The sequence below is a fragment of the Aneurinibacillus tyrosinisolvens genome (assembly GCF_001015055.1).
Classification (GTDB): Bacteria; Bacillota; Bacilli; order Aneurinibacillales; family Aneurinibacillaceae; genus Aneurinibacillus_A; species Aneurinibacillus_A tyrosinisolvens.
Genome location: NZ_BBWZ01000028.1, coordinates 1 through 24,286 on the forward strand (window position 1 = coordinate 1; position 24,286 = coordinate 24,286).

26 protein-coding genes and 5 pseudogenes are annotated in these 24,286 nt (G+C 41.2%); 27 read left to right on the forward strand and 4 right to left on the reverse strand.

The genetic code is table 11. From position 1 onward, the window contains the following. Nucleotides 1-115: 115 nt before the first annotated feature. Nucleotides 116-271, forward strand: a pseudogene (locus MBEAL2_RS33025) (nitric oxide dioxygenase); the annotation flags it as partial. Nucleotides 272-382: 111 nt separating this feature from the next. Here MBEAL2_RS33025 and MBEAL2_RS19665 read toward each other — a convergent pair. Then, nucleotides 383-1,192 (reverse strand): formate/nitrite transporter family protein, encoded by an 810-nt coding sequence (locus MBEAL2_RS19665; protein ID WP_047153968.1) that lies wholly within the window; start codon nt 1,190-1,192, stop codon nt 383-385. 263 nt (nt 1,193-1,455) lie between these two features. After that, on the reverse strand, nt 1,456-1,800 hold the full coding sequence (locus MBEAL2_RS19670; RefSeq protein ID WP_047153969.1) for a Na-translocating system protein MpsC family protein: 345 nt from the start codon (nt 1,798-1,800) through the stop codon (nt 1,456-1,458). Nucleotides 1,801-2,089: 289 nt separating this feature from the next. Between MBEAL2_RS19670 and fdhF the strand changes: the two genes are divergently transcribed. The 14 genes and pseudogenes from fdhF to MBEAL2_RS19735 all read left to right on the forward strand — a co-directional run bounded on the left by fdhF (nt 2,090) and on the right by MBEAL2_RS19735 (nt 15,847). Continuing rightward, entirely contained in the window at nt 2,090-5,026 is a 2,937-nt protein-coding gene (gene fdhF / locus MBEAL2_RS19675) for a formate dehydrogenase subunit alpha (protein ID WP_047153970.1), read from the forward strand. Between the two features lie 40 nt (nt 5,027-5,066). Further along, nucleotides 5,067-5,519 (forward strand): annotated as a pseudogene (locus MBEAL2_RS19680) (helical membrane plugin domain-containing protein); the annotation flags it as partial. Nucleotides 5,520-5,577: 58 nt separating this feature from the next. Continuing rightward, on the forward strand, nt 5,578-5,955 hold the full coding sequence (locus tag MBEAL2_RS19685) for a phosphate-starvation-inducible PsiE family protein (protein ID WP_236692944.1): 378 nt from the start codon (nt 5,578-5,580) through the stop codon (nt 5,953-5,955). Between the two features lie 63 nt (nt 5,956-6,018). After that, nucleotides 6,019-6,786: pseudogene (locus MBEAL2_RS19690) on the forward strand (P-loop NTPase); the annotation flags it as partial. Next, complete coding sequence (locus MBEAL2_RS19695; RefSeq protein WP_047153972.1) at nt 6,783-7,268, forward strand: hypothetical protein; 486 nt, start codon at nt 6,783-6,785, stop codon at nt 7,266-7,268. The pseudogene MBEAL2_RS19690 and the gene MBEAL2_RS19695, both read left to right, overlap by 4 nt. A gap of 180 nt (nt 7,269-7,448) precedes the next feature. Further along, the gene (locus MBEAL2_RS19700; RefSeq protein WP_047153973.1) at nt 7,449-7,871 is read left to right on the forward strand and encodes a MarR family winged helix-turn-helix transcriptional regulator; all 423 of its coding nucleotides are present in this window, start codon (nt 7,449-7,451) and stop codon (nt 7,869-7,871) included. Nucleotides 7,872-7,931: 60 nt separating this feature from the next. After that, a complete protein-coding gene (locus MBEAL2_RS19705) occupies nt 7,932-9,161 on the forward strand; it encodes an FAD-dependent monooxygenase (RefSeq protein WP_236692945.1) in 1,230 nt (409 codons plus the stop codon). Between the two features lie 21 nt (nt 9,162-9,182). Further along, the gene (locus MBEAL2_RS19710) at nt 9,183-10,646 is read left to right on the forward strand and encodes an MDR family MFS transporter (RefSeq protein WP_047153974.1); all 1,464 of its coding nucleotides are present in this window, start codon (nt 9,183-9,185) and stop codon (nt 10,644-10,646) included. Between the two features lie 201 nt (nt 10,647-10,847). Next, the gene (locus MBEAL2_RS19715; RefSeq protein WP_052947851.1) at nt 10,848-11,300 is read left to right on the forward strand and encodes an N-acetylmuramoyl-L-alanine amidase family protein; all 453 of its coding nucleotides are present in this window, start codon (nt 10,848-10,850) and stop codon (nt 11,298-11,300) included. A 497-nt stretch (nt 11,301-11,797) separates the two neighbouring features. Continuing rightward, a complete protein-coding gene (locus MBEAL2_RS34055) occupies nt 11,798-11,890 on the forward strand; it encodes a putative holin-like toxin (protein ID WP_369405517.1) in 93 nt (30 codons plus the stop codon). Between the two features lie 398 nt (nt 11,891-12,288). Beyond that, nucleotides 12,289-13,182 (forward strand): endonuclease I family protein, encoded by an 894-nt coding sequence (locus MBEAL2_RS19720; RefSeq protein ID WP_047153975.1) that lies wholly within the window; start codon nt 12,289-12,291, stop codon nt 13,180-13,182. A gap of 57 nt (nt 13,183-13,239) precedes the next feature. Next, on the forward strand, nt 13,240-14,316 hold the full coding sequence (locus MBEAL2_RS19725) for a M4 family metallopeptidase (protein ID WP_047153976.1): 1,077 nt from the start codon (nt 13,240-13,242) through the stop codon (nt 14,314-14,316). After that, nucleotides 14,316-14,627, forward strand: a complete 312-nt coding sequence (locus MBEAL2_RS19730; protein ID WP_047153977.1) for a protealysin inhibitor emfourin — start codon at nt 14,316-14,318, stop codon at nt 14,625-14,627. Before MBEAL2_RS19725 ends, MBEAL2_RS19730 begins: the two co-directional genes overlap by 1 nt. Nucleotides 14,628-14,905: 278 nt before the next feature. Continuing rightward, the gene (locus MBEAL2_RS19735) at nt 14,906-15,847 is read left to right on the forward strand and encodes an alpha/beta hydrolase (RefSeq protein WP_047153978.1); all 942 of its coding nucleotides are present in this window, start codon (nt 14,906-14,908) and stop codon (nt 15,845-15,847) included. 202 nt (nt 15,848-16,049) lie between these two features. On the opposite strand, the gene MBEAL2_RS19740 is transcribed toward MBEAL2_RS19735, so the two are convergent. Continuing rightward, nucleotides 16,050-16,811 carry an IclR family transcriptional regulator gene (locus tag MBEAL2_RS19740; protein WP_047153979.1) on the reverse strand — a complete coding sequence of 254 codons (762 nt, stop codon included), beginning with the start codon at nt 16,809-16,811 and terminating at the stop codon, nt 16,050-16,052. A gap of 127 nt (nt 16,812-16,938) precedes the next feature. Between MBEAL2_RS19740 and MBEAL2_RS19745 the strand changes: the two genes are divergently transcribed. From MBEAL2_RS19745 to MBEAL2_RS19765, 7 genes and pseudogenes are all read left to right on the forward strand, one after another. Beyond that, nucleotides 16,939-17,517 carry a DMT family transporter gene (locus MBEAL2_RS19745; RefSeq protein WP_047153980.1) on the forward strand — a complete coding sequence of 193 codons (579 nt, stop codon included), beginning with the start codon at nt 16,939-16,941 and terminating at the stop codon, nt 17,515-17,517. 35 nt (nt 17,518-17,552) lie between these two features. Next, the gene (locus tag MBEAL2_RS19750) at nt 17,553-17,792 is read left to right on the forward strand and encodes an EamA family transporter (protein WP_047153981.1); all 240 of its coding nucleotides are present in this window, start codon (nt 17,553-17,555) and stop codon (nt 17,790-17,792) included. Between the two features lie 366 nt (nt 17,793-18,158). Beyond that, nucleotides 18,159-18,293: a BA3454 family stress response protein gene (locus tag MBEAL2_RS19755; RefSeq protein ID WP_047153982.1), complete on the forward strand. Its 135-nt coding sequence runs from the start codon at nt 18,159-18,161 to the stop codon at nt 18,291-18,293. 216 nt (nt 18,294-18,509) lie between these two features. Then, entirely contained in the window at nt 18,510-18,701 is a 192-nt protein-coding gene (locus MBEAL2_RS30445; RefSeq protein ID WP_082130053.1) for an aldehyde dehydrogenase family protein, read from the forward strand. Next, a complete protein-coding gene (locus tag MBEAL2_RS31215; protein ID WP_047153983.1) occupies nt 18,646-18,864 on the forward strand; it encodes a hypothetical protein in 219 nt (72 codons plus the stop codon). The genes MBEAL2_RS30445 and MBEAL2_RS31215 overlap by 56 nt, the downstream gene beginning before the upstream one ends. Nucleotides 18,865-19,150: 286 nt before the next feature. Beyond that, nucleotides 19,151-19,237 (forward strand): annotated as a pseudogene (locus MBEAL2_RS34390) (MerR family DNA-binding transcriptional regulator); the annotation flags it as partial. Nucleotides 19,238-19,389: 152 nt separating this feature from the next. Further along, on the forward strand, nt 19,390-19,848 hold the full coding sequence (locus tag MBEAL2_RS19765; protein WP_047153984.1) for a hypothetical protein: 459 nt from the start codon (nt 19,390-19,392) through the stop codon (nt 19,846-19,848). 279 nt (nt 19,849-20,127) lie between these two features. Here MBEAL2_RS19765 and MBEAL2_RS33030 read toward each other — a convergent pair whose 3' ends face one another. Continuing rightward, on the reverse strand, nt 20,128-20,295 hold the full coding sequence (locus MBEAL2_RS33030) for a hypothetical protein (RefSeq protein ID WP_369405518.1): 168 nt from the start codon (nt 20,293-20,295) through the stop codon (nt 20,128-20,130). A gap of 321 nt (nt 20,296-20,616) precedes the next feature. Here MBEAL2_RS33030 and MBEAL2_RS30455 point away from each other — a divergent pair. The 5 genes and pseudogenes from MBEAL2_RS30455 to MBEAL2_RS19790 all read left to right on the forward strand — a co-directional run. Then, nucleotides 20,617-20,739, forward strand: a pseudogene (locus tag MBEAL2_RS30455) (cold shock domain-containing protein); the annotation flags it as partial. A gap of 167 nt (nt 20,740-20,906) precedes the next feature. Next, nucleotides 20,907-22,334, forward strand: coding sequence for a degradosome RNA helicase CshA (gene cshA, locus MBEAL2_RS19770; protein WP_047153985.1), 1,428 nt, complete (start codon nt 20,907-20,909; stop codon nt 22,332-22,334). Nucleotides 22,335-22,443: 109 nt separating this feature from the next. Continuing rightward, nucleotides 22,444-22,707, forward strand: a complete 264-nt coding sequence (locus tag MBEAL2_RS19775; RefSeq protein ID WP_047153986.1) for a hypothetical protein — start codon at nt 22,444-22,446, stop codon at nt 22,705-22,707. An 875-nt stretch (nt 22,708-23,582) separates the two neighbouring features. Then, on the forward strand, nt 23,583-23,783 hold the full coding sequence (locus MBEAL2_RS19785) for a cold-shock protein (protein WP_047153988.1): 201 nt from the start codon (nt 23,583-23,585) through the stop codon (nt 23,781-23,783). A gap of 109 nt (nt 23,784-23,892) precedes the next feature. Beyond that, nucleotides 23,893-24,129: a hypothetical protein gene (locus tag MBEAL2_RS19790; protein ID WP_047153989.1), complete on the forward strand. Its 237-nt coding sequence runs from the start codon at nt 23,893-23,895 to the stop codon at nt 24,127-24,129. Nucleotides 24,130-24,286: the final 157 nt, after the last annotated feature.

The following is a 24,286-nucleotide window of genomic DNA, read 5'->3' on the forward strand; positions in this document are numbered from 1 at the left end:
TAGATGGGTTTTATAATTTTTTTGCAAACGGTGTGATGGTTATCACATCTTATTTTTCTCTTTTGTCACTATAATAACGTTGTAAAGAAAAGCCAGGGCTTTGCTAGAAATGACAAAGGTGGAGATTGCGGGAGAGGAATATACACATAACCGCCAATACAGCCTATCCGATGCACCTGGTAAACCATACTACCGTATCAGTGTCAAACGCGAGGCTGGAGATGAGGTGAAAGCAGCAGGCGCCGTGTCAAATTATCTGCATACTCGGGTATATTGCTGGATAACATCGAGAATAAATTTAAATATAAAGCTTAAAAGGCACCCTTTGGGTGCCTTGAAAATTTCCCGGCTTTCAGCCTGGATCTACCATTTTGCCTGCTCTTTAAGCAGATTGTTTCCACTCCATACCTTCTTTTTTGATGTTGAAATTTTTTCCATATGCTGCATAATAACACAACGAAACAAAAACTGTACCACCGATGATATTCCCTAGATATACCGCAATAAAATTAGGCAAATATTCCGACCAGGTTGCATGGCCGGCAAAGATGGCAGCGGGGATAACGAACATATTCGCAACAACGTGCTGGAATCCAATCGCAACAAAGGCCATGACCGGGAACCAGATTCCAAGTGCTTTACCGGCAAAATCCTGACTTCCTAGAGCCAGCCAAACGGCCAGGCAGACCAGCCAGTTACACCCGATAGCAGAGATAAACGCCTGTAGAAAGCTATCGTGTAACTTTGCCTGCGCTATCGATACAGTTTTAGCCAGGAAGTGCCCATCTTCCGTTAACCCAACAACATGACCGAATAAGTAAGCAACAAAAACCGCGCCAACAAAGTTACCAATCGTTACGAAAAGCCAGTTTTTCAAAACTTGTGAAAACGTAATTTTTTTAGAAAACCAGGCCATCGAAACCGTCATCATATTACCCGTTACGAGTTCGCCGCCAGCTAGAACGACCAGAACAAGACCCACGGGAAACACGGAAGCTCCCAGGAAGCCAGCAAACGAACCCCACTCTTTAGGCACATTTCCGCTAACTCGAATATCTAACAAAAATCCGAAGGCAATAAAGGCTCCTGCCAGGAATCCAAGAATAAGAACCGGCAACAGAGGCAACTTTGCTTTCCTTTCACCTGATTCCGCGGCAGCTACAGCAATTTGTTGTGGTGAATAAAAGGACATAAATAACCCTCCAAATAAAATAAAAAAATAAAAAAACCACCACAAATGAGCACCATCTTTGTAGATAGGCCTACTTTATGCTGGTTAATTTTCCTACATGGTCCCTATAGGATAATCAATCAAACAAATTTACATTTTTAAATAAAATAAACGCAGAGTTTATACGTTTATTTCATTCGACACGTTCAATCAACAAAATACATCCTAACACTGGCTTTGAAAATTTGTCAAGATTGTGAACGAATAAAAATTTTCTTTTCTCCTTATACGATAGGTTTCTCAAAAATGAAAACAGAAACAGCCATGTCTTCTTCCACTTTAATATCGGAAAACAGATGAACCAATTTAGAACCGACAAGTTCCTCTAACCCGTCAGGCACGTGTTCTTTATATAATTCCTGGATCATGTGGGTTCTTGCATTATGGACCATTTGTCTGCCTTCCGATGTTTTGCCGATGAATTTCTCTACAGGGGTAAAATTTCCATGCATTGTAGTTATTGCCATATTTTCGACAAAATGAGTATAGATTCTCTCGGGTCCTTTTCCAAAGAAATCCTTTCTGACTTTTCGGATAATCTCGTTGAATGCAGCTTCTTTTTTTATCATCGTGTATTCCCTCCAAAATATAATATACAGCATACAGTTAAAATTAAAAAACGAAAATAAAACACTTCTGTCTTGTCTTTTTGGGAGAGAGGAGTATAATCATTTTGGACAATAAATCGACACAAATGGATTTCTTAATAATTTTTTGTTAAGATTCTATTTATTATTTTATGGCGGAATGACAAATTAGTAGGCGGATGCTAATTGATTACTCCACCACAACAAACACCTTTAGGGTGTTTGTTGTGGTGGATTTTTTTATTCCGAAGTAAAAAAGGAGAAACCCACTATGGACCAAAAGACGATAAAAATTTCTTTGAATCAGAAAGAGTATGAAGTAAGGCCAGGCGCAACTCTTTTAGAATCGATCAATCAGGCAGGTCTTGAACTTCCTCAAGTTTGTTATGTTCCGGAAGTGGATCCGATTCAAACCTGTGATACGTGTATCGTTGAAGTGGATGGTAAGCTCATGCGGGCTTGTTCCACCATTGCAATGAATGGAATGAATGTGACCTTATCATCCGATCGTGCAAAAGGGGCACAGACGGAAGCGATGGATCGGTTGTTGGAAAATCATATGCTGTATTGTACGGTTTGCGATAACAACAATGGAAATTGTACCTTGCACAACACCGTTGAAAAGATGGGGATCGAACATCAAAAATATCCGTACGAGCCAAAGGTAGATCCAACCGAAGTGGATATGTCTCACCCCTTTTACCGTTATGATCCAAATCAATGTATTGCGTGCGGCCAATGTGTAGAAGTGTGCCAAAACCTGCAGGTTAATGAAACATTATCCATTGATTGGGAGGCAGAGCGTCCCCGCGTTCTTTGGGATCAAGGATCTGCGATTAACGATTCTTCCTGTGTAAGCTGCGGACAATGTGTTACCGTATGCCCTTGTAACGCCTTAATGGAAAAGTCCATGCTTGGGGAAGCCGGATTTATGACCAAGATTGAAAAAAATCTTCTTGATCCTATGATCGATTTAGTTAAAGAAGTAGAACCGGGTTACAGCGGCATCTTTGCTGTATCTGAGATAGAAGCTGCCATGCGTGAAACAAGAACAAAGAAAACAAAGACCGTCTGCACGTTTTGTGGTGTAGGATGTTCTTTTGAAGTATGGACAAAAGGCCGCAAAATCCTTAAGATTCAACCAACTTCCAACGCTCCGGTAAACGCTATTTCAACCTGCGTAAAAGGGAAATTCGGTTGGGATTTTGTAAACAGTGAAGAACGCATCACAACCCCTCTTATCCGCAAAGGTGATGAATTCGTTGAATCCACCTGGGATGAAGCGTTAGACCTTGTTGCAAGCAAATTGGGTTCCATTAAAGGACAGTACGGCAGTGATGCCCTTGGCTTTATCTCTTCCTCTAAAATGACGAATGAAGAAAATTACTTGATGCAAAAGATGGCTCGCCAGGTATTTGAGACGAACAACGTGGATAACTGCTCCAGATACTGTCAATCACCTGCTTCCTGGGGATTGCAGCAAACAGGGGGGATCGGCGGTGACTCGGGAACGATCAAGGATATCGCATCGGCTGGTCTTGTTATCCTGGTGGGTTGTGCCCCGGCTGAAGGTCACCCGGTACTCGCCACTCGCATCAAACGTGCACATAAATTGCACGGACAAAAGTTAATTTCAGTCGATCTTCGTAAACATGAAATGGCGGAGCGTGCTGACTTATTCATTCGTCCAAAACAAGGAACCGATTATGTGTGGTTAGCTGCGGTAGCCAAATATATGATTGAGCAAGGCTGGCATGACCAAGCCTTTATTGAAAAACATGTGAATTTCTACGATGAGTACGCGCAAGGTCTTGAACGATTTACACTCGAATTTGCAGAAAAAGAAACAGGCATTAAGAAAGAAACATTGATTCAAATCGCTGAAATGATTCGCGATGCAGATGGAACAGCGATCTGTTGGGGAATGGGTGTTACCCAGAACATAGCAGGTTCTCATACCTCGGCAGCGATCGCCAACTTGCTTCTTGTTACCGGAAATATGGGCCGGCCTGGTGCAGGCGCGTACCCGCTCCGTGGCCATAACAACGTCCAAGGGGCTGCCGATATGGGAACGATGCCGAATATCTTCCCAGGATACCAATCCGTTGCCAACGATGAAATTCGAGTGAAATTTGAAGAAGCATACGGTGTGCAGATTTCAGGTACACCAGGTCTTGATAACATTCAAATGCTGGAGGCCATTGACCGTGGAGACTTGAAGGCCATGTATATTGCCGGGGAGGATATGGCCTGGGTAGATGCCAACTCCAACCACACCCAGGAGATGCTTGCCAAACTTGATTTTCTGGTTGTACAGGAAATTTTCTTAACCACAACCGCTCAATTTGCGGATGTTATTTTACCAGGTGCGCCATCCCTGGAAAAGGATGGAACCTTTACGAATACAGAGCGCCGTGTTCAGCGTTTATATCAATCTCTGGAACCACTTGGAGACAGCAAGCCTGACTGGTGGATTTTCTCGCAGGTGGCTAAACGTTTTGCCTATGACTGGAATTACTCTCATCCAGGTGAGATTTTTGCCGAGATGGCGAGTTTAACTCCGTTCTTCAGCCAGTGTAACTATGATGTATTAGAAGGATGGAACAGCTTTAGCTGGGGATCGCCAGATGGGAAAGATACACCCCTTCTTTATACAGACGGATTTAACTTCCCGGATAAAAAGGCACGATTCGCTTTGTTTGATTATGTACCACCGGTGGAATACCCGGCTGAGTTCGATTTGACGTTAAACAATGGGCGCCTGCTTGAGCAATTCCATGAAGGAAACTTAACCGGTAAATCTGAGGGAATTAATAAGAAATTGCCACAGGTTTTCGTAGAGGTTTCTCCGGAATTGGCGAAAGAGCGCGGGGTTGAGAATGGTTCACTCGTTCGTCTTGTATCCCCATATGGTTCAATTAAACTGGCTGCTCTGATTACGGACCGGGTTCGTGGAATGGAAGTGTATGTGCCCATGCACTCTGCAAGCCACGAAAATGCCGTGAACCTTCTTACCGGTAATGGATTTGACGTCGTAACGAATACGCCTGCCTACAAGCAAACCAAAGTTCGGATGGAAGTTATAAGCGTTAAGGGTGCAATTCCACTGCCAAAAACAAATCCACGATATAAAAAACGACACCCTCAAAACGGAGTAGAAGCGAACCGTAAGTGGAACCGTCCGGGATATGTCTCTTTGGTTGATTAATAAATAGGGGGTGTCATCATGGGGAAACCTATAAGCGTGATTAAAAAAACGTGAATGGAATGAAGAAGAAAAAAAGCAGCAATCACTAAACCAGCTAACAGATGGGTTGACAGAGAACGCGGAAGCGATTCAGAAAACAATGGCGATCGTCCGTGAACTTCATGACAGCGGAATTCTTGATGCAGCTGAGTCGATATTGAAAGCAAAGGAAAGTGTTGCAGAAGTTGTTCTAGGGCAGGTAAGTCGTAAAGAAGCCACGTCCCTGATTAATAATCTGATGGCTGCCGCCGGAGTTCTTACTGCAATCGACCCGGAACAAACAAAAAAACTGTTAGCGGGTGTAACGATTGGCCTGGAAGAAGCCAAAGAAAAGCAAGACCAAAAAGTCGGCGTATTCGATCTGGTTAAGGCGTTAAAAGATCCGGATATGAACCGGGCCATTGGTTTCGGGCTTCGTTTCCTAAAAGGAGTAGGGAAAGGGTTAAAGGAATAATCTTTGCTGACAGGAAGGCGGATGTTCCATCTGCCTTCTCTTTATTGGGGGACTTGTGGTGAGAGAATCTGTGACTAAAGCGTTTCAGTGGGTTCTGAATTTATCATTAATTGTTCTTGGGCTTGTTCTTGTTATTTTTATGGCTCGCGAAATTTGGACAATTGTTTACTATGCTTTCGAACCCGTGTTAGATGTTCGGAACATCTTGCAAGATATTCTGATGTTCTTCCTGTTTTTTGCTTTCCTTTCAACCATTGTTACGTATTTTAAAGAAAATTATCATTTCCCAATTCGTTATCTGCTATATATTGGAATTACGGCTACACTCCGCTTTATTATTGCCAATCGCGATAATCCAATCGAAAATTTAATTTTATCGGTTGTTATATTGGTGCTTATGATTAGCTACTCCTTAAAAATTCGTTCCCCTAAATGAACGTAAAAACGATTTTTCACCTGGCTAATTAAGCTACAAATGGGAGGGATTATGATGTCTACAACGGAAGCAGGAATGCCTGCTCTTTTAAAACCCGATTCCGGTGTAACCTTTCTTGCTGTTACAAGCGGAAAAGGCGGAGTCGGAAAGACAACGGTAACGATAAACCTTGCTGTTTCCCTCGCTAAACGCGGCAAAAAAGTGGGGATTTTAGATGCAGATATTTATGGGTTCAGCGTGCCTGTTATGATGGGGATTACGGAAAAACCAGCGATGAAGGGCCAAACCGCAATCCCTGTAATGAGTCATGGTGTTGCGGTCATGTCGATGGGATTCTTCTCGCCTGACAATGGACCGGTAATGTGGCGGGGCCCCATGTTAAATAAATGGATACGAAACTTTTTGGCAAATACAGATTGGGGAGAGCTGGATTATCTTCTGCTGGATCTACCTCCGGGAACAGGGGATGTGGCTATCGATGTGGCGGCCATGATTCCGCAGGCAAAAGAAATCGTAGTAACAACTCCTCATCAGGCTGCATCATATGTAGCGACACGGGCTGGGGTCATGGCCAAACATACGAAGCATGAGGTAGTCGGTGTTGTCGAGAACATGGCCTACCTTGAGGAAAAAGCGGGAACAAAATTATATCTATTTGGCAAAGGTGGTGGGGACCAATTAGCAGAACGTTTGCAGACAGACGTGATTGCCCGCATCCCATTCCAGCCTGCGGACGAGGCTTCCCCAACTTCTATTGCAGATGAAGATAGTCCGGTAGGAGAAGCGTTTGAATTATTAGCAGAAACAATGGATTTTACATTTAAACGATGATACGTAAAGAGAAACTTTTTGCTTTGTTGGATGTTCCGGATGAAGTGCGCGAAAAGTATAAGATGGTTGATTTCCCTACTGTAGAAGAGATAAATAAAGCAGCCGATTACCTGGGTGTATCTGAAGCTGATTTGTATTTTAACCCGAACGGGGATAGTGCAATCTTCCTTTACTATAAGGAGATTGTATTGATCGAGTTACCGGAACAATTAACGATCGAAGATTTAGAGCTGACTAAAATGAAAGCCAAAATTAAGCAGACTCATGCAAGTTTGCAGCAATTCATTAATCGAGATGAATGGAAACGATTGTTTTTATTCATCGATCAACGGATAGCAGCTCCGGCTTTTGATGAATTATTTAGTGAGATTCCAGAAGCTCAAAAGAAAGAAGTATTTCTAGCAATCAAAAAACGCTTAGGAACGTACCCTGTTTTAAGCAATGAGATAGCGCTGCAAATGATATCTAAAGGCTTGATTTAGTCGTGTTTGGCTCAAAGGAAGGTCCTGGCTTAGGCTTGGGGCCTTCTTTGTTACGTATTGTATTCGGAGAGAATAGGCTTGTGCCTAGTTGAATTCTGTATTGACACATACTTTTCTTTGATATATCATTAGCATGCAAAGTAAAAGCGAGATAAAGAAAATGATAAAGGTGATGGTGAAATGGATTTGTTTGAGAGTCATGGTTTTCTTGTAAATAGACTGGCCCATCTTATGGCGAATGAATTGGAAAGAAGGTTTAAAGTGCATGGGATAACACCTTCTCAATGGTCCGTTCTAGCTGTGCTTTGGCAGCATGAAGGGATAGCGCAAGTGGAGCTGCAGCAAAGACTCCGGCTTGAGGGGGCTACTGTAACGGGAATTTTACAAAGAATGGAGAAATCCGGGCTGATCCAAAGGCAAGTTGATAAAGCCGATAAAAGAGTACAACTTGTCTATCTGACGGACCGCGGTAAAAACCTTAAAGGTATATTGATTCCAGAGGCAAGGGCTGTCAATGAAATGGCACTTCAGGGTTTTACCAAAGATGAGCGTACATTTTTCATGAGATTGTTAACACGGGCTCTACAGAACCTAAACTTCTAAATCTCAATATTTTTTTAAGATTATTTAATTAGCATGCTAATTTAAAGATGGAGGGTGAGAATGATGAATAAAACGATATCTACAGATGTGTGCATTGTAGGGGGAGGACCCGCAGGAATGATTCTGGGACTTCTCCTGGCGAGTCAAGGGGTAGAGGTGACCGTTTTAGAGAAAAATGCAAATTTTGATCGGCAGTATAGAGGAGAGATTATGCATCCTCGATTTGTACAGATGATGGAGCAGATTGGGCTGCGCACGTTTCTTGAACAGTATCCTCACCTCAATCTTGAGGAAGGTGGGCTGTACCACAAGGATAAAGTGCTGGTGCCGATTCATTTTTCGGATTTAGTTCCGGAATTTCCCTATGCGTTTTGGATGCCACAGCCAATTTTATTGAATGCATTATACGACAAAGGAAAAATGTATCCTTCTTTTCATTTGCAGTTCCACTCATCGGTAAAGGAACTGGTAAAAGAAGAAGGACGCATTGCAGGAGTAAAAGTGGAAACAAAAGAAGGGCAAATGGAAATTCGGGCAAAAGTTACGGTCGGTGCCGATGGAAGGTTTTCACTCATCCGGAAGCTGGGTGGATTTGAAATGGAGTATGAGCATTATAACAACGATGTAGCCTGGTTTACCACTCCTTTACCAGAAGGAATGCCGAAACAACTGCAACTGGTTCTTACAGATTCTCATTTTTGCTTGGTTCTACCCAAATACCCTGACTCTATTCAAGGCGGCATTACCTTTAAAAAAGGGGAATGGAAAAAAATCCAGGAAAGAGGGGTAGCCCACTTTCGCAAAGAGTTGGCGGAAGCCAGCCCGGCGTTTCGGGAATTTGCTTACTCTTTGCAGAATTTTAAGCCGTTTACGATTTTGCAGGCAAAAACGATGTTTGTGAGGGAGTGGGCAAAGGATGGATGTCTTTTAATTGGTGACGCCGCCCACTGTGCTTCTCCGGCCGGTGGAATTGGAGTATCATTATCCACCGCCACAGCGATTGTAGCTGCCGATGTGATTTACGAAGCCCTGCAAGCAAGCGATGTTTCAGCAAGTAGGTTAGGTCAGGTACAACGCATTCGTGAGAAAGATATCCGTAATGTTCACCAACTGCAGCTAAAGCAAGAAAGTCTTCAGATGTCAAACAATCCCTTTGTAAAACGAATTCGTCCCTATCTCATTACTTTATTGGCAAAAACCTCTATTTTTAAGAAAAAACAGAAGGATGTATTTGTGATGAGCGATCCTCTTCCTATCCATCCACGGTTTAAACTTAATACTTCTTATTAGAAAAAGAAAGGAAAGAGGAGAATGAAAAAGATAAACAGACGGACGGTTACGGTGGCCATGATGGTGGCAACCGTACTGGCAGCGATCGAAAGCACGATTGTCAGCACAGCGATGCCGACCATTGTGAGTGAACTTGGTGGACTGCAGTTAATTAGCTGGGTAGTAGCGGTGTACTTGTTAACGTCCGCTGTAACGACCCCTATTTATGGAAAGCTAGCCGATCTTTTTGGACGTAAAATCATCTTTACGGTAGGTGCGATCCTTTTCTTACTTGGGTCCATGCTTTCGGGGATGGCCCACAGCATGACAGAGCTCATCTGGTTTCGTGCTTTTCAGGGAATCGGCGCAGGAGCCATCCTTCCGATCACCTTCACCATTATCGGGGATATCTATACCCATGAAGAACGCGCAAAAATCCAGGGTGTTTTTAGCGGTATTTGGGGAATTTCTGGTATATTAGGCCCCTTGGCTGGTGGTTTTTTAGTAGACTATGTATCCTGGAGGTGGATTTTCTACATCAATATCCCTTTTGGTATTGTAGCCATCATCATGTTATGGACGTCATTGCATGAGACGGTTGAGAAAAAAAGAAAGTATGTAGATTACCCCGGAGTTCTATCGTTTACGATTGGAATGACGGCATTGCTTTATGCACTATTAACCGGTGGCACCCAATATTCTTGGAGTTCAAACACAATCATAAGTTTATTTCTTCTTTCTGCCATCTCGCTGTGCTTATTTCTCTATATCCAAACGAAATCTCCCGATCCGATGCTGCCGCTGTCTTTATTCCGTATCCGTGTAATCGCCATATCCAATCTTGCTGGCTTTCTAGTCAGTGCCATCCTGATTGCCATTACCGTTTATCTGCCTCTTTGGATACAGGGTGTATATGGGCAAGGAGCGACGAACTCAGGGTTAACCCTTATCCCTCTGTCAATAGGCTGGCCTATCGGAGCTGCCGTTGGGGGACGGATCATGGTGAAGCTGGGAGGAAAAATGACTTCATGTATGGGTACATCAGCTCTATTCATCGGCTCGCTTGTTTTAGGATTCATCGGTAATGATACGCCGCATTGGGTGCTGACAAGTGCAATGTTCGTCATGGGACTTGGCTTTGGATTTGCCATTACCACATTTACGGTATCTGTCCAATCTGCCGTTAGCTGGCAACTGAGAGGGGCTGCTACAGCTTCGAGCACATTTTTGCGTACCTTAGGGCAAACCGTTGGCATTGCTGTATTTGGTACCTTGTTTAATCACAAAATAGCGGAATATCTATCTGCCCACCAAAATGTTTTGAAACAAGGTATGGATATGAATAAGCTTTTTAATCCTCACCTTTCTAGAAATATATCTGAAAAAGCTCTTGAGGTCATGCGAGAAGCCATTGCTGTAGGATTACATCAAATCTTTCTTTTGGTTTTGGGTCTTTCCATCATTGGGCTTGTAGTATGTATGGCACTTCCCCGGAAAGTTTGTTGATTTTTGGGAAGAGCTCAGCCAACTTCCGAATGGGAAAGTAAATATAAACAAGGTTAACGAAATTGGAAAAAAATACGAAAACATAAACGTGGGGGTACCTATTTTTTTGTTTTTACCACCGTACTCCCCAAAAATAAATAAGGGTCAAATCTGATAGTCTGCGATTGGCCGATAAATTAAAAGGGAAATTTTATTGTTCTAATGACGAGAACGCGCTCACTTGATGAGAAACTAACAAGAGCAAAGAAGATACAAGGATTAAGTGAAAAGGTCAGCATCGCAAATAATGCAAATGCAGATCTTTTCTTATCTGTTCATGCTAATACAGGTCTGCCTGATTCCTATGGTACAGAGAGTTTTTATACAACACCCCAAAGTGAAGAATTTGCACAAATGATTCACAAGCATTTAGTAAAGGCAACAAGCTTTGGTGACCGTGAATTAAAAAAAAGAAGTTTAAATGTAACGCGTAATACGAAAATGCCATCCGTTCTTGTAGAGGTCGGTTTTTTAACAAATCAAGTTGAAAATCATAAAATGTTTGATCCATCATTCCAACAAGGTGTGGCTAGAGAGCTAGCAGCTGGCATTACCGAATATTACGACAGAGCAGGTGACCAGGGAAACAACACGGACGTTTCCAGGCGAAATTAAACAGCCTGAGTCCAATTAAATTTCGGACTCGGGCTGCATAGGCGGGCTTCTTCTAACATTCTCTATTTGACAGAAGGAAGTTCAGTAACAACTGGCTGTTTTTTCTATCATTCAGTTCCGGAAGACAATCAAATGAAACAAATAAACGATAAATAAGGTTTTATTTACTATGGGAATGGGTACCCGTACGATCCGTAAGGCCTATCTTTATTATAAATAGTGTTAAGGTATCACCGTGTTTCGCAAACGATCCCGAATTGCTTCGCTCCCCATACGGTGCTTTTATGCATTCAAGCTGAGGAAGATATGACGGGTGAGCCATTGGGCGATTCTGGCCTTTAGAAATAAGAAAAAGGGAGAAAGCATATGCCTTTCTCCCTTCTTAACTGTATGAGTAAATAGGCTTGTTCAAGTATTTTCCATTCTGTGTTAAAATGAGATACTCACAATAGAATGGGCTCCTCAAGGGTGGCCGGCTCACTCCCCGATGAAAGGGGGTGATTTCTTTGACGGTATATCAAGCGTTGACGTTAATGGTTACATTCGCAACTCTTATCGTGGCTATACTGTCGTTTAACCACAAGAAATAGGCCTCCCTTGAGCCTGGCACACGAAGGAGAGGTCTATTTCTAAGGTACCTTATGAGCCGTCCCCATGCGGGAACTACTACTTGTGCGTGGACCGCAGCTGCAACTGCGGTCTTTCTTTTTATTATGTGTGCTCATGATTTACAATATACCATATTTTAAGCTTTGACTCTATAAATGAATATATTTTTATTACCGTATTAGATTACTACCCTTCAGGCTAAGCGGTGTAACCTGCCAGCAAGACTGTTATTTTATAAAAATGTTATTTCATACACAATAGCAGGAAATGCAAGGTTTGTATCGAATTTATCAGTATAGTAAATATTTCAAATTTTCAACCTGCAGTCAGGCAAAGCCGTATCCATGCTAGCAAGGCAAATAAAGCGGAGAGGTGGGCGATGATGTGTAAGGAACTGAATACCGCATTAGCCACGCTAAATGACAACAAAGTAAAGGTGAAAACCGAAAGTAGTTACTATGACGAGGCCAGAGATAAAGAAGACATGGCAGCATACTACCGCGCAATCAACTTTATGGCGGAGGACAAAAGCAGCTTATTTAAGGAACTAAGCGAACTAATCACACGTACGCATACGAATCAGCCTTCCTATGATGAAAGCAGGTATAAGCATTTGTACCTCTGGGTCGATTTGCAGAAGGATGGGAACATACACAGCATCTATTCAGGAGTCGTCCGAGAACCGGAACAGCTATTACAAGAAGACTACGAGACGGAAAAAAAGCGGGGTGAAGCGTATGAAAAGCTTATAGGAGCTTCCTCGTCGCCCGCTGACTTACAGGCGGCACACGAATTGAGCGCAAACATTGAGAGCGAGTATAAGTATAACTGTGAGCATGTGGTCCCGCAATCATGGTTTCATAAAGAGAGCCCGATGCGTGGCGATTTGCATCACTTATTTGCTTGCGAACCGGTATGTAATTCTGCCAGATCCAATCATCCCTACTATGATTTTCCAGACTATGAACCCGGGTCTAGCATGAGTATCATCCGAGACAGCTGCGGCAAGTACGAAGGTGATAGATTTGAACCGGAAAGCGGAAAAGGAGCCGTAGCCAGGGCCACCTTATACTTTCTGCTCCGTTATCCGGGAAAAATCAACCAGTACAGCGAAGAGGACATAAGAGTGTTACTAAGCTGGCATCGGAACTTTACAGTGTCTCCATACGAAAAACACCGGAATCAAGCAATTTTTGATGTACAGCATAATAGAAATCCCCTCATTGATTACCCCCAGTACGCGGACAACATTGATTTTAGCTTAGGCATATAAACTGGCATTTGATATGGCACCTGCTTTGTGAAAGCTAAAAATAAAGGAGTGTACGCTATGTCTTTCCATACCTATAAACCCGTTCAATCGTTTGTTCCTAATTACATTCTTGCCAATCTGTCCAGGGCTGGAGTTGAAGAGGCGAGGCTGAGCATTCACCAGAGCAGCCACAGCCGTGAAGCAAGGCGGAGCAATGCGAAAGAAACGAATGTTGGTGACATTATTACCTTTGCGCAATCTACTCGAAGCATGGGTGCTGTCGCTGTAAAGGTAGCCGCTGCCCGTAAAATTTACGACTGCGAAGGAAAATGGAAATTGAGAACCAAACTCGTACGCGAGGAGGGGGATTCTGCTGCTTCCGATGAATGCGTTAATCAAGTATACGATTTTGCCAGTGTTGTCCGTGAATACTATAAAAACATATTAAATCGTGATTCCATTGACAATCTTGGAATGGATTTAATTTTTAACGTGCACTACGGACAAGATTTTATGAATGCTTTTTGGGACGGGGACGAGATGATCTTTGGAGATGGAGATGGGAAGGTTTTCGTTAACTTCTCCAGTTCACTTGAAGTGATAGCACATGAACTGGCACATGGCGTTACGCAGCATACGGCCAATCTGGAATATATGGGCCAGTCAGGTGCGCTTAATGAGCATTTCTCCGATGTGTTTGGCAGCGCGATACAGCAACACGCGCAAGGGCAAACAGCAGATAATGCCGATTGGCTAATCGGCAATGAAATTATGGGACCGGAACTGTATGGTGAGGCGCTTCGCTCAATGAAAGAGCCTGGCACAGCCTTTGATAATAAGTTAATGGGCAAAGATCAGCAGCCAGCCCATATGAGAGACTATTATGCAGGGCCTGAGGATAACCAGGGGGTGCATATGAATAGCGGCATTATGAATAAGGCCTTCTATCTTACAGCCATGGAGATCGGGACAGATACGGCAGCGCTTATCTGGTACCATGCGCTTGAAAAGCTCTGGCCGACAGCGAAATTTAACGATGCGGTAAGCGTGATTGCAGAATCGGCCCGGCTGCTTACCCGCGATCAAAAGGTTCCGGCAGGCACAACACAAAATGTGCGGGCGGCGTTTAAAGAAGTAGGGCTGCCCCAACTGTAATGCAGATTGATTTTATGTGTACAGGGGGATTTGCTAATCTACGGTTATCATACCGGGCCGATACCGAGGATCTTCCATCGAACATTGCTGCGGAACTTGAACAGCTTGTTTATAATGCGGGTGTTCTAGACACTCAACCGGAGGAGTTACAGTCCGGTGCCCCCACTTTTCCTGACGTATTCGTTTATCGACTCTCCGTAAATAAGGGCAAAAAACGACAGTCACTGTCCTTCAATGATATGACGGCTCCCGATTCGTTTCAGCCGCTGCTGGCATTTTTGCGAGAGATTGCGCTTCAAGAAAAAAGATAGATAACATCCATATGTAAAGGAGTAGCTAGCTTTATTTAGGCCAGCTGCTTCTTTTATCTACATTTTGATTTGGTGTTTAAATTTTTATAATAAGATGATAGAATAAATATAATATTTTGAATAAGTAGATAAGTATACATGATTTACTTTAAGAATGGAAGAAGGTGTAGTAAAAGCAGCCCTATTTCTCGAAGCAGATGAACTACGGTGCGTTACAGGATCACCATTAGTAGTTGATGGCGGATTTACTGCACGATAAAAAATTGGAGGTGCTTATAATGGCTCATACTAGACAAGATGTAACATTTAAAAGCGAAGGACTTAATTGCAAAGGCTGGCTTTATCTTCCTGCTGAGGACCAAGGGCAAGAAAAACCAGCGATTGTGATGGCTCATGGATTTAGCGCTGTGAAGGAGATGCATTTACCCAACTTTGCAGAAAAGTTTACGGACGCGGGTTTTGTGGTTTTAGTTTTTGATTATCGATATACCGGGGAAGGAGAAGGAGAGCCTCGCCAACATGTTATACCTACCGAACAACATAAGGATTACCGGAATGCAATCACCTGGATTTCTCAACATCCAGAAGTGGATGAAGAACGTATTGGTATATGGGGATCATCCTACAGCGGTGGACACGTTTTACATATAGCAGCCATAGATCGTCGTGTAAAGGCAGTTGTTTCCCAAGTTCCATTGGTTAATGGTTGGAAAAATGCCCAAAGACTTATGAGACCAGATGTAATGGTGAATTTTATTAACGACCTCAATAAATATCGAAAATCCAGATACAATGGGGGGGAAGTTCAACACGTCGCTGTGGTTGCACCCGAAGGAGAACCTAGTGCACTGCCTACTCCAGATTCCTATGAATGGTTTACAATAACTGGTGATACTATTGCTCCAAATTGGAGAAATGAAGTAACGCTAGAAACGATGGAAAGTTTTCTAGAGTACAATCCTGCTGGGTTAATTGAAATTATTTCTCCAACACCGCTTCTTATGGTCGTCGCTGAAAATGATGTTTTAACACCCACAGACCTTGCTATTGAGGCGTTTGGAAAAGCACGTGAGCCCAAAGAGCTGGCAATTATTCCTGGCGGTCATTTTGATGCTTATACTGAACCTGGTTTATCTTATTCTGCTACACCAGCTGTGGAATGGTTTAAAAAATATTTGAAGAACAAGAAAGAACAGGGTGCGGAAAAAATGGGGGTATAGTTATGGGGCAGCTTGATGGAAAAGTTTCTATAACTGCAGGAGCTATTATCAGACTAAAAAGCAGTAGATAGGAAAGATCGAAACACCTGCTATTTGGCAGGTGTTTCTTTATATTTTAAAAGTAGGGGGAACTCGTGATAAAAATTTTCTTATCGTTGCTGTCCACAGACAAAATAAAAAAGGGAGCCTAAAATATCCGGCATTATTTCTTTCCATAATTCAATATATCTGTGATGCTCTTACTTCTTTGATGTAACAAATTTACAATTTCCTCTTTGCTTACTTTGTGTGTAATTCGTTCTTTAGGTCCTGACACAGATAGTGCACCTATTTGGTTCTCTGACAGAAAGACAGGAACCGAAATACATGCCAATCCCTCGCTTAATTCCTCATCTTCACTAGCAAATTTGAAGGATCTGATTTTTTGAAGCTCGCGTTTTAGCGTAAACGGATCGGTAATTGTGTTTTGTGTATAAGCCTGTAACGGTCTGTTCAATACGCTTTCAATGACACCCTCATCAGAATATGCCAACAATACCTTTCCCGAAGCCGTTGCATGTAACGGACCTCGCCACCCGACATAAGAAAGCATACGAAATGGGTGTGGTGATTCCTTCTTAGCGATATATCCAACATGGTATCCATCCAAAATAGAGAAGTGAGCGGTTTCTTCCGTTTCTTCAACTAGTGAAACCAAAAATGGATCAACCACTTGCTGTAGGGATGGAATAGCTAATGCTGCGTTTCCTAATTCCATTAAACGCAGAGTGAGCCGGTACTTCTTGTCAGAACCCTGTATCAATATATGATGCAGGATTAAAGTTTTTAAGATTCGATATGTTGTAGCTCGTGGAATCCCAATACGCTGGCTGATTTCGGTGGCATTCAAGCCTTCCCCGTTCTGGAATTGTTCTAGAATACGAATGGCATGAACTACGCTATGAACCCCTTCGGTGGATGACATGTTTCTACTCCCTTGACAAATTATAATAGGAATCTTAACATGATTATATCATTATTGATACTAAAGTGTCCATTATTGATACATAACGTTCATTCCTTCAAATAACATACAGAAAGGACCTGGAAATATGAAACGCGGCATTTTACTTTTGGTACTAGCCACCATTCTCTGGGGTGGCAATTACATTTGTGGACGGTTTTTGGCACCTGCATTACCGGCAACCTTACTTAATACCGTTCGATGGGCGATTTCAACTGTTATACTTTTTGGTTTGCTTTCCTTAAACAAAAAAAACATTCCTATTTTTACAAAATGGAAGGAGTTTTTGATACTAGGATTCTTCGGCGTGTTTGCATTTTCCACGTTAAATTACTTGGGATTACGATCCGTTAGTGCATCACAAGCCGGAATGATATCTGCTGGGATTCCAATCGCAATTCTTGCGTTTACTCCCATTGTTCTTAAAGAGAATATTAAGTTGAAGGCTTGGATTGGAGCTGTGGTATCCATACTGGGTGTCATCCTTTTAGTCCAGGGCAAACATACAGCTTCTTCTCAAAGTTCCCTTCTTGGAGAGATAGAAATTCTCCTCTCATGTTTGGCCTGGGGACTTTATACTGTCCTTGGTAAGCGGTACGGAAAACAGATGGATCCGCTAACGTTGACGGCAGGAGCCTCCTTCTACGGTACGCTTCTCAGTGCCTGAGTTGTATTGGAACGGTACAAGCCGATATGATACACATGACGGGGAATGCTTGGATCTGTGTCATTTATGTCAGCACATTCGCATCTGTGGGTGCTTATTTTGCATGGAACACAGGTGTTAAAATTGTGGGCGCTGGCCGCGCAGCACCTTATATCAACTTGCTTCCTGTTTGGACAGTTATATTTGGTGTGCTTCTGTTACATGAACAAGTTTCCCTGGTGTCCCTTGTAGGGGGAGTCGTAACAATCGTTGGTGCGGTTTTGGCAAGCTTATAGTGCGACTCCGTGGCGTGTTTCGCTATTAACAAGAACGACAGTTTCGTTAGTTACTAAATATTTTACAGCCGCTTGTTTAAGCGGCTCAGACTGTCGAGAAAGTCTCGACAATCTGAAAGTCTTGCTGTATCCAAATAGCAGGGCTTTTTGTCTATTTACTTTCATAAAAATCTGAATAATAATTCCATCATTTCCACATATTTTTCTTGACAATAACACTTTTAAATAATAATATACTTACATAAAGTAATGATGAAAGTCACCTAAACTTCGGAAAAGCTTTTTCATCTAGATTCATCCTTTGGAATCGGAAATCTGTTGTGGTTGGTGGTAAAAGTCTTTGCTTATAGAAAGGAATGAAAGTTAATGATAGAAATAACAGTTACAGTCAACTACCGTGGGCAAGATTACCAAACTAACGTTATTGTCAATAAAAGAGCCAGGAAAGAAGAAGTTTTACGCTTGGCCCAGGAACAAGTTACAAAACAGTGGACAAGGTGAAAAGAAACCAATTGGATTTTACCAATCCAGATTGGTTTTTTTTTAACATAATAAAGCATAATTTTTGGGGAAAGTAGAGTAACGGGGAAATAAAAAGTTTAGTTTATAAAGGTAGATAGAAGTGTAAGTATAACTTTCCCTTACTTTTTTTTATTAACAGGGGATTTGCAATTAAAAAAAGACAAGCAGTACGTCTTCTGGAAAGGAAGGTGCCATATGTACGAGAAATGGAACAAGCAATTTATTGGCGGTCAATGGAGAGAGGGAAACAGCGAGACTGTATATGCAGATAAAAATCCATATAATGATGAAACACTTGCTGAGATTCGGTTGGCTAATGTGGAGGATATTGATGAAGCCTATCGGTCGGCCAAAGAAGCACAGAGGGAATGGGGATTGGCAAGATAAAAAAGACAACCGCATCACTTCATTTCAGGAAAAAGATTTTATTATTTTACGTGCTGACTCTGCCACGGAAGCGTTATTACAAGCAGATAAAGCCTATGAGGTACGAATGATTTTAATCGAAGTTCCTACTGAAACAAATTATCCTCTTTATCCGAGAACATAAGATAGTTAAAAAGTAGGTCTAAGCCCTTACAATTTGATGAATGTTAAGGAATCAGTGATACTGTTTTAAACACCCAGATCTTCCGAAGACATTAATAGGGAATGTTGCAAGCCGGTTCAGAATCCTCTGAAGCCGGCTTGTTTTTCATTTCTGCTACTGTCATACCTGCCATATACATGATGTAACTATTAAATGAAAATAAAGCATGCGGACAATCGAAGTAAACAAAGCATATATTGACCCTGTACTTAGGTACAGGGTTTATAATGTATGTGCGGTGAAAAAAGTGCAATTTCGTATTGGGGAACTGGCTGAAAAGTGTAGCGTTAACAAAGAAACCATTCGATATTATGAACGGATAGGTTTAATCCCATCACTTGAACCTAAAAGAAGAGTGTCCTGAAAATAAAGATATTTATGGATGCCCTATAATTGAGACATTAATGAGAAAGTAATCTATTGTCTTTTGTAATAGGTACCAAACATAGTTAAACAAAAAGATCTATAGCTATAACGGGGGTTACCATGAATAAGCAGGAAATTGAACTACTTTCCCTTCTCTCCAAGATGATTGATGAATATCAGGGGAAAAATGAACCCCTGTATTGTTCCTTGAAAAAAATAAAAGACGATTTTTTCTATATTGATATAAATGAAAATTTATTAAAGGCTACAGGTCTACCAACAGAAATAATCGGGATGAATATATACAATCCTATTTTTCCCGGTACGTTTTCCGATCAACTTTATAAGATATGTGAGGAAGCATGGAGGGGAAAAGAGGTCTTTTATTATGTAATCCCTCCCACAAATAAAGATACTTTTTTCATTTGTGTGGTTAAACCAATCAAAAATGAGGGGAAAGTGACTGAGGTGAAAGGCTATTGTGCTCAAATGAATCGAAATGATTTTGACCAATTTAAAGGGTTGTTTGTCAATACGTGGCTATGTAAAAAGTTCGGTAGTATCAGAGGGCCCGGGTAAGGAGTGTAAGCTATGTTTAATTTCTAATAGTTTTTCGTGAATTCCGAAGTAATTTCTAGGTTCTCCAAAAAATTACGTTCTATAAAGGAATATTCGTTTTCCTCCTCAGTTGTTTAATTCGGTTCATTATTTATAAATCCCCTTGTAACTTCCTTCTTTTTAAGATGATGGTAACTTCTTCCGTTTTATTTTAAACGAAGAAAAATCTCTTTCATTCTCCATACTTTCTTCACAGCTATAAGATAAAAGGTTTTATAAATGAGTTTAATTGACGTTTTATTACGCCGCCTTTTTCTTTAAAAAGAAGGAGAGAAGAAGGGCAGCAATAAGAGCCAATCCACCATTAAAGTAGAAAGACGCTGCAGCTCCAAATCGCTCCCAAATAAAACCAGTAATTAGAGAAGCCGGTAATAACCCGATTCCTGTTATCATTGAGTATGTCCCCATTATTGTACCCTTTAGATCCTGTGGGGCAACATCGGCAACAAGCGCCTTTTCTACCCCATTTATCTGAAAGACTCCCCGCCGGATAAGAAAGAATGGACCCGACAAGATAAAAGGTTAGGTATAAGAGAAGAATATTTGATGTAGAAATCCCTACATTATTTTCCCCTTACAACACGCCTATAACCCTGTAGACTGGTATCCATGTGTTACGATTTGGTAGTTATTATTTAATTATAGAGGGTAAAAGTGATGATTTGTTGTTATTTGGAAATGAATGTGCTATACTACATGTAAAATTTAATTATGTAATGATATTTATCATTCACACATTTTTCTGCCATTACAGGAGAAGGATTCAAATCCCTTGAAGAAGGCCAGCGAGTAAGCTTTGACATTACCCAAGGCAATCGTGGCGCTCAAGTTGCCAACGTTGTTAAGTTATAAACCAATAACAAAAAGCTTACACGATAGATGTATGAGTTCAAGGCTGCTGACAACATCATGTTTGTTAGCAGCTTTTTTTATTATTGAAATGGATTAAATACACGCATTGTACTAAGCAATTCGGTTAAATATAAAAAATATACAACAAAGAGAAGGTGTTTTCGAGTATGACAACATTTCATGAATTAGGTATAAGTGAACCCATTCAAAGAGCGGTTACGGATATGGGTTTTGAAGAAACATCTCCAATCCAGGAGAAAGCCATCCCGGTTGCTTTGACAGGGAAAGATATTATTGGCCAAGCACAGACAGGTACAGGAAAAACGGCAGCCTTTGCTATTCCGATTTTGGAAAAAGTGGATACGACTAAAAAATATGTTCAGGCCCTTGTCATTGCGCCTACAAGGGAATTAGCCATTCAGGTTTCAGAAGAGATTAACCGTTTAGCGAAATATATGGGGATACGTTCTCTACCTATTTATGGGGGACAGTCTATCGATCGTCAAATTAGGGTGTTAAAAACACATCCGCATATTATAACCGGAACACCAGGCAGGCTGCTGGACCACATCAAACGGAAAACTCTGCGGTTAGATCGCACCTTTATGGTCGTACTGGATGAAGCGGATGAAATGTTAGATATGGGCTTTCTAGAGGATATCGAACGAATTCTCAAGGAGACCCCGGTGGAAAAACAAACCTTACTGTTTTCAGCAACCATGCCAAAACCGATTCAAAACCTTGCGGGAAAATTTATGAGCCATCCAGAAATTATTAAAATCCAGGCGAAAGAAGTCACATCTCCAGCAGTGGAACAAGTGTATTACGAGGTAAATGAACGTGATAAGTTTGATGTTCTTTGCCGTCTGTTGGATGTGGAAAATCCAGAATTAGCGGTCATCTTTGGGCGAACAAAAAGGCGCGTTGATGAATTGAGCGATGCCTTAAATAAAAGAGGATATCTTGCAGGTGGATTGCACGGAGACTTAAATCAGCGGCAGCGAGATGTTGTAATGAATAAATTTCGTGAGGGAACTATTGATATTTTAGTTGCCACAGATGTTGCTGCTCGGGGAATAGATGTTTCAGGAGTGACGCATGTCTACAATTTTGATATCCCGCAAGACCCGGAAAGTTATGTTCATCGCATTGGGAGAACAGGGAGAGCTGGTAAGGCGGGGGTAGCTGTCACATTTGTTACGCCTAGGAAAACAGGCCAGCTTCGGGATATTGAAAAAGCCACAAAAGTAAAAATTCATCGCAAATCGATTCCAACAATCGAACAAGCGATGGAGTCTAAACAGCAAATAGCATCAGAAAAGATAATTCAATTAGTTGAGGAAGGTGATTACTTACAGTTTAAGCAAACAGCAAGCGAATTGCTGAATCAGTACGATTCAACTACGTTAGTTTCGGTTGCCTTGAAGCTATTGACCAAGGAACAGACGGATGCAACTGTACAGCTTACTACCGAAGAAACACCACATTCCAAGAAGCCTGAAAGGAAAACAAGAAGGAATTATAATGGAAATAAAGGGTTTGCGGGAAGAAACACAAAAGGTAAGCGAGGGCGAACTTCTAGCCCATCGTTATAATCAAATCGTTGATAAAGTTCTTGGCTATTTGGATTTAATGCTGCTGACAACATCATGACAGCAGCTTTTTTATTGCTAAAACGAGATGAAATAAAAGGGAGGCTATCATATGGCTAAAATAAATGAAGTCAGGTTAACGGAAGCTGAAATGAAGTTAATCGAATGGTTGCGAGAAGAAATGTTTGTTGATACGTTGCTTGATATACATACAGGCATCCAAAACGAAGCCCGGGAACTTGCTCGGCTGGCGCAAGGAGCGTTAAAGAAATTTCCAGACGACGCAGACAAATTGGCAATTAGAAGTGCAAAAATGCACCAGTTTACAGAAATAGTAAAAGAGGTCAGTATTGCCAATATAAATCGGAAAAGCTAAATTACATCCAAATGCCTGTTTTGATTTTATCCATGTATATGCGATACCTTTGGTTCCATGGGAGTAATTGTTCTAATTCTCTATCATGAAAACAAGCAATGAATTTTCCAATGTAAGCCTCTTTTGTCGTGCCCTGTAATCCTGGTTAAGTAAAAAAGCTGCTCATGTGAGCAGCTTTTTATTAGCATCATAATCATACTCAACTCGACAGTGACAGTAAGTACACCTTGTAGTTACTTTGAATTCTTTATTGTTTCCTTTTATGAACCAAGCGTGCCGTAAATCTCTATTCCCTGCGATTTCCTTTTGCATGTCTTTGTCCACTTGGTTATTCAACTCACCTGCCCAATGAAATGTTTGTTTACAATTTGGGCATTTATGACTTCCTAATAAATGTGACATATGTTCCTTTCTGCTCTGTATTGAGCAGGAACAAGTCGATTCACCTATCTAAAAATAAATAAAAACCAAATGCAGATAAGCTTATAGGCAGATACTTATTTAAAGGTAGTGGAACAAAAATGTTCCCCCTTTAGATTTTATTCTTCTTAATCATACCACACAAAGTATAACATTTTAATTAATTTTCTGAATTAAATGTAAGTTAGGGCTGGGTATCCAGTGAACTGCCTTTTGGTATGCGATAATTTTGCTTATATTAATGGCTATGTTATAATATTATAATTATTTTGTTGTTATTTGGAAATGAATGTGCTATACTACATGTAAGACTTAATTATGTATTGATGTTTATCATTCACATGTTATCAGGGGTTATATTTTCAGTGTATATGTGACCCGTGATAATATGTGAATTTTTATTTTCTACGGTAAATATTAGTAACATATTATAGTAAAATTTCAGGAGGTTCTTCATGAACACAGGGACAGTAAAATGGTTTAATGCAGACAAAGGATTTGGCTTTATTGAAGTTGAAGGTGGAGAGGATGTATTTGTACATTTTTCTGCCATTACAGGAGAAGGATTCAAATCCCTTGAAGAAGGCCAGCGTGTAAGCTTTGACATTACCCAAGGCAACCGTGGAGCTCAAGCTGCCAACGTTGTTAAGTTATAAACCAATAAAAGAAAGCTTATACAATAAATGTATGAGTTCAAGGCTGCTAACAAATGATGTTAGCAGCCTTTTTATTACTAAAATGGATTAAATAAAAGGGGAGATTGGGTTGAAAGTAGATACACCAATGAAGGTCCTGCAAAGCTTGGAAAAAGTTACTGCAAGTGGAAAATACAATATGCTTACTGACGAAAATGAAATTCTTAGGGAATTATCAAGAACGGGAGATTATGAAGCCGTTTCCTATTTAACAGATATTACTGGAGCCTATTTAAGGATGAAAAGGAAAGAGTACATTCATGCATTAGAAGACTTAGCGACACTTAAAGAGCAGAATTTGCTTTGAATATAAACTAGGTAGCAGCGTCAGAGATTAAATAAAAAGGTTCTAACCCCCCAAAAAAGAAGGGCTGAGAATAGAAATTCTCAAAATTCCCCAGGTGGGCCCTTGAATTTATTTGCACGCTTCATTAGTCCGAATCCAAGAACATCTTTAAGAGTCC